Raw genomic sequence first — 8386 nt, forward strand, 5'->3', positions numbered from 1 at the left:
TGTTGCGATCGTTGATTTTTTTATCGACCTCCCGTTCATCGGCGGGTACGCTTTTTGGGTGTTGCTCGGCGGCTTTCTCGTACTCACTGCGACAACGAAAAAATGACGGCCGACCGAGGCCGAACCGAAACGCGCGACGCCGAAAGTCTCATCGTCGCGCGGCACTGACCGCATCGCGCTCGTCGGCAATGAGACCAGCGATGCGGTCCCGGACACTCCCCTCAGAAAGGCCAATAGCCGTCAGACCGACGAGAACGTCGAAGAGTTGCGTGATGTGGGTCGCTCGGCCGAGAACATCCCCGTAGCGATCGACAACTTCGGCACCAAACGCGATCGCCGAGCGAGCGGCGGCGAGCCAGGCGGTGCGCTCGCGCGCAAACGGGAACGTCGGAGTCCAGTTTATCCAGGTAAACGACTTGGCCACGTCGGAGAGCCAGGGTGTCTCCCCCGGCCCGTTAGCCCAACTTTCTCAACTCGCGTGCCAAAACGCCAATTTTCGAGAATTTTGAGGCGAAAAGGCGAGTCGGATCAATGGGTGGGTCTCTGAAATCGCTTGTAGTGTAGACCAAGTATCTTTTGGGCCTGTTGCGATCGGCGTAGCTTCGCCGGGCCATGTTTTTGCGATCGAATCGGCGCTTCAAGGACGGCAAGGAGCATCGCTACTGGAGCATCGTCGAGAACCGGCGCTGTGCCGGTGGCAAGGTGGTGCAGCGGCAGGTGCTGTATTTAGGTGAGATCGGCGACGGCCAACGAGACGATTGGAGCCGTGCGATCGAAGCATTTGATGAGGATGCGCAACGCCACACCCAGCTGTCGCTTTTTTCTGCCGATCGCGGGCTTCCCGGCCAGGCCGAGCCCGAGGGATACGGCGTCCAGGTGCGGCTCGACAAGATGGAGTTGCACCGGCCTCGGCAGTGGGGCGCGTGCTGGCTTTCGTGTCAGCTCTACGAACAGCTTGGGCTCGACCAGTTCTGGGCGAACCGCCTGCGGCGCTCGCGCGAGGGAACGAGCTGGTGCGATATCCTGCAGACGCTCGTGTGCTACCGGTTGATCGATCCCGGCAGCGAGTGGCGGCTGCACCGGCAGTGGTTCGAGCAGAGCGCGATGGCGGATTTGCTGGGCGCTGACTTCACGCTGGCGGAGAAGAATGCGCTCTACCGCTGCCTCGACAAGCTGTTGCCGCACAAACAGGCGCTGTTCTCTCATTTGCGTCAACGCTGGGCGGATTTGTTCGGCGCCAAGTTCGAGGTGCTGCTCTACGATCTGACCAGCACCTATTTCGAATCCGCGCCCCCGGACGACGACGACGACAAGCGCCGCTTCGGCTACAGCCGCGACAAGCGCAGCGATTGCGTGCAGGTGGTGATCGCCCTGATCGTCACGCCGGACGGCTTTCCGCTCGCCTATGAAGTGCTGCCGGGCAACACCGCGGACAGCACAACCTTGCGCGAGTTTTTGCACAGAATCGAAACTCAGTACGGCAAGGCCCAGCGGATCTGGGTGATGGATCGCGGCATCCCCACCGATGCGGTGCTGGCGGAGATGCGGCAGGCCGATCCGCCGGTCTGCTATCTGGTCGGAACGCCGAAGGGACGGCTGTCGAAACTGGAAAAGGCGCTGCTCGACAAGCCGTGGCAGGCGGTGCGCGAGGGTGTCGACGTCAAACTGCTGGCGCAGGACCAGGAGACCTACGTCTTCGCGCAAAGCCGGGCTCGCATCCACAAGGAGCGCGCCATGCGCCGGCGCAAGCTCAAATGGCTGTGGTCACGATTGAAGCAAATCGCGAACATGAAGCTCACGCGCAAGGAATTCCTGATGAAGCTCGGCGCCGCGCGCTCCAAGGCTCGCGCGGCGTGGCGGCTGCTCGACATCGATATCGCCCTGAGCGGGACTGCGTTCACCTTCAAGCTCAACCGCGAGAGATTGCGCCAGGTGCGCCGACGTGAAGGACGCTATTTGCTGCGCACAAATCTCGCAGATCGTGATCCCGCCGAGCTCTGGCAGTTCTACATTCAACTGACCGAAGTCGAGGCTGCGTTCAAAAACCTGAAAGACGATCTCCAGCTGCGGCCGATCCATCATCAGCTCGAGCATCGGGTCGAGGCGCATATCTTCGTAGCCTTCCTCGCTTACTGCCTGCACGTCACGTTGCGGGCACGACTGAAGCCGCTGGCGCCGGGCCTCACATCAAGGGCGGTGCTCGACAAGATGGCCGCGGTGCAGATGCTCGACGTGCAGTTCCCGACTACCGACGGACGCACGCTGATCCTCAGCCGCTATACCGAACTCAATGCCGACCAGAAGCTGCTGCTCAAGCAATTCAAGCTCGATTTGCCTCCGCAGCCACCGCCACGCATCACGTCACAGCAGAGGTCCGCCTGCCCGCAAATCCCAGCTTTGTAGTGGAGACTTTCGATAGCCCCCTATTGATTTTGCTGGCTTTTTTGTTCGAGTTGAGAAAGTTGGGTTAGACGATTTCCGATGCCGGCCGCTGGTGCTAAATTTCTCAAGCGTCCCCGGAAAAGCCAGGTCGTCGGCGTTATTTTAGATGAGCTACGTGCTAGGCCAAATATTCAACAAGACGATGACCGCTCATGGCCCGTCGGTCCCTTTCTTCGTGTTGATGGTACGGCTCTGAATAATCCCTCGCGAACCAGCGGCCGGCTTTGCTGAGACAGAGTTTTCACGGGGGCTATCCTGTCTGTAAGAGCGAGATCCGTAGTTCCACGCACCCCGATCTTACTCATCCGGTTACGACGATCTGAAAACGGGGGAGATGATTCTGCTTGAATAGCCCGCACTATTTTTTTCGCACAATGGTGCGTTCCTGGTGCAGCAGGCGATTTGCCGGTCCGCTACTCACCCGGAACCCACTTATACAGGAGAAGCCAGCAGGACTCGAAACTGCAACCAGACCTTTGTGAGCGGCGGAATATCGATTGGTCTTGTTGATTTTACTGCGTTTTAGTTCGATTTCGATCGCGTTCGCTGCGTGTTGATCAAATCGTTGCTGGTGCGAAGCTGGTGCGGTGAACGTCAGGCTGAAATCAGAAGGAGGCATTCGTCGGTCCGACAGCTGTCGCCTGTCGAGGCACACCGCCCAAGGCATGTTCCATGATCACGGGTCGACCAGGCATCATAGGTTGGATCGTGCAGTATGTATCGGCGGCATGCGAAGCCGGCGGTCGGGGGCACCATGGATCCCAGGTCGTTGCCGCACATCGATCTCAAGTCCAACACGCTTGAGCTGATGAAAGCCCATCGACAGGCTGCAGCGCCGCTGCGGTGGTTAGGCGCTGCCAGGCTCCGGACGGCTGCGTGTCCCGTCGCCGGCTTCATCGGATGGATTGTCTTCCGGCGGCTTCGGTAGCCCATGGGTCGGGGGAGCCATGGGTCGGGTAGCCATGGACCGGGATGATTGACCATGGCAAATCGCAGTGACGGCAGTTCTTTCGGTACCTCGCTGAACCAGCGGGCAAAGCACTGTGCATATCGGGACAGTATGTTCATAGGCGACAAACCGGCCATTGACCGACGTCGTAACGTGCTTGCGATAGCGCTGAATAACTTCGCGTCGTGGATGCGATGTTTCAGCGTGACCCCGATCGGCGAGCGGATCAAGAGCCGATGCGCTCTGGGTAAACGGAATCGGCGGCTACATGGCGCAAATCGTCAAGCGATATGTCGCAAATCGTCTCGCCGGTACGGCGAACAGGCGGCATGCTCGGCTTGATCAACAGGGCGGTCTGTCTTGCGCTATTCGATCCTTTCCCTTCTCACGCAGGCCTGTTCCGGCAATGTCGGCTGGCCATCGCAATGGGCGTCCCCTGAGCCAAAGCGCGCCTATGATGCCGTCATCATCGGCGGCGGCAGCCATGGCCTCGGCACGGCCTACTACTTGGCCCGGGAGCACGGGATGACGAACATCGCCGTGCTCGAGAAGGGCTGGATCGGCGGCGGCAACACCGGGCGCAACACCACCATCGTGCGCTCGAACTATCTCTGGGAGGAGTCCGAGGCGATCTACGAACATGCCGTGAAGCTCTGGCAGGATCTCAGCCATCAGCTCAACTACAATGTCATGTATTCGCCGCGCGGCGTGCTGATGCTGGCGCACAACACGCACGATGTCCAGGTCTTCAAGCGCCATGTTCATGCCAACCGCCTGGCCGGTATCGATAACGAATGGCTGACGGCGCAGAAAGCGAAAGAGTTTTGCCCGCTGCTCAACATCGATCCCGGCATCAGACATCCTGTCATCGGCGCCGCCCTGCAGCGTCGCGGCGGCGTCGCCCGCCACGATGCGGTGGCGTGGGGTTATGCGCGGGGCGCGTCGGCGCTCGGTGTCGACATCGTCCAGAACTGCGAGGTCACCGGTATCCGGCGTGGCGCCGACGGCGCGGTCGAAGGCGTCCAGACCACGCGCGGCGACATCGCGACCCGCAGGATCGGCGTGGTGGCGGCCGGCTCGACCTCGGTGGTGATGAGCATGGCCGGGGTCCGCATGCCGCTGGAGAGCTATCCGCTGCAGGCGCTGGTGTCTGAGCCGGTGCAGCCGATGATGTCCTGCGTGGTGATGTCGAACACGGTGCACGCCTACATGTCGCAATCCGACAAGGGCGAGCTGGTGATCGGCGCCGGAACGGACGCCTACACGTCGTATTCGCAGACCGGCGGCCTGCATATCTCCAATCACACGCTGGATGCCATCTGCGAAATGTTCCCGCCGGTGCGGCGGATGCGGATGCTGCGCAACTGGGGCGGCATCGTCGACGTGACGCCGGACCGCTCGCCGATCATCGGCAAGACGCCGGTGCCGGGACTGTTCGTGAACTGCGGCTGGGGCACCGGCGGCTTCAAGGCGACGCCGGGCTCGGCGCATGTCTTTGCGCATACGGTCGCAACCGGCGAGCCGCACCCGATCGCCGCGCCCTTCAACCTGGATCGCTTCCGTACCGGACGTCTCATCGATGAGGCAGCCGCGGCTGCCGTCGCACATTGAGCCCGCCATGCTTCTGATTCCCTGTCCGCACTGCGAAATGGAGCGCCCGGAAATCGAATTCCGCTATGGTGGCGAGGCGCATGTCGCGCGCCCGCGCGATCCCATGGCGATCGACGATGCGGGCTGGGCGGACTATCTGTATTTCCGCAGCAACCCGCGCGGCCTGCATGCCGAGCGCTGGCGCCATGTCGCGGGATGCGGCCGCTTCTTCAACTGCCTGCGCGACACAGTCAGCGACAGGATCCTCGCGGTCTACAAGGTCGGCGAAGCCAGGCCTGAACCCGGCGCCAGCCCGGAGGCCGGCCGGTGACGCAGCCCTTCAGAATTGGTGAGCCGAGACGACCGGCGGCGCGCAGGGTCCGCTTCAGCTTCGACGGCAGGAGCTTGGAGGGACAGGAAGGCGACACGCTTGCCGCCGCGTTGCTCGCCAACGGCGTCCACATGATGGCGCGCTCCTACAAATATCATCGTCCGCGCGGCGTCCTGACCGCAGGAGCGGAAGAGCCCAATGCGCTGGTGGCCGTCTCGCGCGGCGGCGGACGGTTCACGCCCAATCTGCGGGCGACCCAGGTCGGGCTTTATGACGGGCTCGACGCACGGAGTCAGCATTGCTGGCCGTCGCTGCGGTTCGACATCGGCGCCATCAACGGGCTGTTCCCCGCGCTGCTGTCGGCAGGCTTCTACTACAAGACCTTCATGGGGCCGCGCGTGCTCGGCGGCGCCCAGGTGTGGACGCGCCTGTTCGAGCCCGTGATCCGCCGCGCCGCGGGACTGGGGTCGGCGCCGACCGAACCGGACGCGGATCGCTACGCGCAGTTCTACGACCATTGCGATGTGCTGATCGTCGGCGCAGGGCCGGCCGGTCTGGCGGCAGCGAAGGCTGCCGGCGAGTGTGGCGCGCGCGTCATTCTCTGCGACGAGCAGGCCGAGCCGGGTGGATCGCTGCTCGCGGAGCGAAGCGCGATCATCGACGGACAGCCGGCGTCGGAATGGCTGGCGTCTGTATTGCGTGCGCTCCGCTGGCTGCCGAATGTCAGGCTGATGCCGCGCACCCAGGCCTTCGGCGCCTTCGCGCAGAACTTCGTGGCCCTGAATGAGCGAGTTACGGATCACCTCGCCTCGCCCAGCGCCGATCTGCCGCGCGAACGGCTGTGGCAGGTGCGGGCGAAACACGTCGTGCTTGCCGCCGGCGCGATCGAACGTCCTTTGGTGTTTCCCGACAATGACAGGCCTGGGGTGATGCTGGCCGATTCCGCGCGCTGCTATCTCAACCGCTACGGCGTCAGGGTCGGCGCGCAGGCCGTGATCGCGACAGCGCATGACAGCGCCTATCGCGTGGCGCTCGATCTGGTGGCCGGCGGCGTCGAAGTGCCGCTGATTGCGGATCTGCGTCCCACGGCCAACGGAGCGCTGCCGCAGCTGGCGCGCGATGCCGGCCTGCGGATCGCGACCGGCACGCGGATCGAGGGGACCCGCGGCCGCCGACGCGTGAGCGAAGTCACCATCACAGCAGGCGGCTGCTCCGAGACTGTCGCCTGCGATGCGCTGCTGATGTCGGGTGGCTGGACGCCGTCGGTCCATCTCTATTCGCAGGCGCGCGGAAGGCCGGTGTTCGACGCGGGCATCGGCGCATTCGTCCCCGGCACGGCCATCGCCAACCAGACCAGCGCCGGCGGCTGCAACGGCACGTTCGGGCTTGCCAATGTGCTTGCCGAAGGCTCGGCTGCCGGACGTGCCGCGGCCGGCGCGACGCGGGCGTCGGGTCCCAGCCCTGCGGTGAGCAACGCACCCGAAGCCGCCGGGATCGGCCTCGTCACCCCCGAGGCGCTGCCCGGCGCCAGCGCCTTCGTCGACTTCCAGAACGATGTCTGCGCCAAGGATATCGCACTGGCGGTCCGCGAGGGCATGCAGTCGATCGAGCACGTCAAGCGCTATACGACCACCGGCATGGCGACCGACCAGGGCAAGACGTCGAACCTGAATGCCATGGCGCTGGTGGCCGACAAGCTCGGCAGGACGCTCCCTGCCGTCGGACATACGGCGTTTCGCCAACCCTATACGCCGGTCACGTTTGGCGTTTTTGCCGGCGCCGCACGCGGACAATTGTTCGATCCGGTGCGCCGGACGCCGATCCATGGCTGGGCCGAGCAGAATGGGGCCGTGTTCGAGGATGTCGGGCTGTGGAAGCGCGCCTGGTACTTCCCGAAGCTGGGCGAGGACATGCACGCCGCCGTCGCGCGCGAGTGCCGGCAGACACGGGCGTCGGTCGGCATGCTCGATGCCTCCACGCTCGGCAAGATCGAGGTGGTCGGGCCGGATGCCGCCGCCTTCATGGAGCGCATCTACACCAATCCCTGGGCGAAGCTGGCACCAGGACGCTGCCGTTACGGGCTGATGCTGAACGAAGCGGGCTTCGTGATCGATGATGGCGTGGTGGCCCGGATCGGGCCGGACCGGTTTCATGTGACCACGACGACCGGCGGCGCGCCGCGGGTGCTCGCGCATATGGAAGACTATCTGCAGACCGAGTTTCCGGAGCTGCAGGTCTGGCTGACGTCGACTACGGAGCAATGGGCGGTGATCGCCGTCCAGGGGCCGCGCGCGCGCGATCTGGTGGCGCCGCTGATCGAGGGCTTCGATGTCTCCAACGAGGCGATGCCGCATATGTCGGTGCGCGACGGCCGCTTCTGCGGAATCCCGGCGCGGGTCATGCGGGTCAGTTTCACCGGCGAACTCGGCTATGAGATCAACTTGCCGTCGGATTACGGGCGCGCGGCATGGGAGGTGCTGTGGGAGCGCGGCAAGGCCCATGACTGCGTCGCCTACGGCACCGAGGCCATGCATGTGATGCGGGCCGAGAAGGGCTACATCATCGTCGGCCAGGAGACCGACGGCACGGTGACGCCAGCGGATCTGGGGCTGGAGTGGGCGATCGGCAAGGCCAAGGCCGACTTCGTCGGCAAGCGTTCGCTCGTCCGGCCGGACATGCTGTCGCCCGACCGGCCGCAACTCGTCGGGCTGCTGACCGCGCGGCCGGGCGTAGTCATCGAGGAGGGTGCCCAGATCGTGACATCGGCCGAACCGAAGCAGGGCGAGCACGCCATCGGCCATGTCACCTCGTCCTATATGAGCCCGGCGCTCGGCCGTTCGATCGCGCTGGCACTGGTCGAGGGCGGACGCAGGCGCATCGGAAATAAACTGTTCACGACGGCGCCGCAGGGCACGATCGCGGTCGAGCTCGTCGAGCCGGTGTTCTTCGACAAACAGGGAGAGCGCGCCAATGGCTGAGACCGTGCCGCTCCTGCGCAGTGCCGCGGCCGTGCTGCCGCCCATGCCGGTATCGGTTTCGATCGCTCTCGCGCCGCCGGCCACGCGCCTCGTTCT

At 64.1% G+C, this 8386-nt stretch carries 6 protein-coding genes; 4 read left to right on the forward strand and 2 right to left on the reverse strand.

All coding sequences use genetic code 11. The features are described 5' to 3' along the window. Positions 1-148: 148 nt before the first annotated feature. Positions 149-424 (reverse strand): hypothetical protein, encoded by a 276-nt coding sequence (locus WCB02_RS37395; protein ID WP_423966922.1) that lies wholly within the window; start codon positions 422-424, stop codon positions 149-151. Positions 425-612: 188 nt separating this feature from the next. Between WCB02_RS37395 and WCB02_RS37400 the strand changes: the two genes are divergently transcribed. Next, the gene (locus WCB02_RS37400; RefSeq protein ID WP_423966924.1) at positions 613-2403 is read left to right on the forward strand and encodes an IS1634 family transposase; all 1791 of its coding nucleotides are present in this window, start codon (positions 613-615) and stop codon (positions 2401-2403) included. Positions 2404-2800: 397 nt separating this feature from the next. Here WCB02_RS37400 and WCB02_RS37405 read toward each other — a convergent pair whose 3' ends face one another. Next, the gene (locus WCB02_RS37405; RefSeq protein ID WP_423966926.1) at positions 2801-3061 is read right to left on the reverse strand and encodes a hypothetical protein; all 261 of its coding nucleotides are present in this window, start codon (positions 3059-3061) and stop codon (positions 2801-2803) included. 690 nt (positions 3062-3751) lie between these two features. Between WCB02_RS37405 and WCB02_RS37410 the strand changes: the two genes are divergently transcribed. From WCB02_RS37410 to WCB02_RS37420, 3 genes are read left to right on the forward strand one after another with little or no spacing between them, the layout of a single operon-like run. Continuing rightward, on the forward strand, positions 3752-5002 hold the full coding sequence (locus WCB02_RS37410; RefSeq protein WP_423966928.1) for a sarcosine oxidase subunit beta family protein: 1251 nt from the start codon (positions 3752-3754) through the stop codon (positions 5000-5002). Positions 5003-5009: 7 nt separating this feature from the next. Beyond that, complete coding sequence (locus WCB02_RS37415; RefSeq protein ID WP_423966931.1) at positions 5010-5312, forward strand: sarcosine oxidase subunit delta; 303 nt, start codon at positions 5010-5012, stop codon at positions 5310-5312. After that, positions 5309-8290: a sarcosine oxidase subunit alpha family protein gene (locus tag WCB02_RS37420; protein WP_423966933.1), complete on the forward strand. Its 2982-nt coding sequence runs from the start codon at positions 5309-5311 to the stop codon at positions 8288-8290. Before WCB02_RS37415 ends, WCB02_RS37420 begins: the two co-directional genes overlap by 4 nt. The last annotated feature ends 96 nt before the right edge of the window (positions 8291-8386 follow it).

This window comes from Bradyrhizobium sp. (assembly GCF_049581145.1).
In the GTDB taxonomy this organism is placed as follows: Bacteria; Pseudomonadota; Alphaproteobacteria; order Rhizobiales; family Xanthobacteraceae; genus Bradyrhizobium.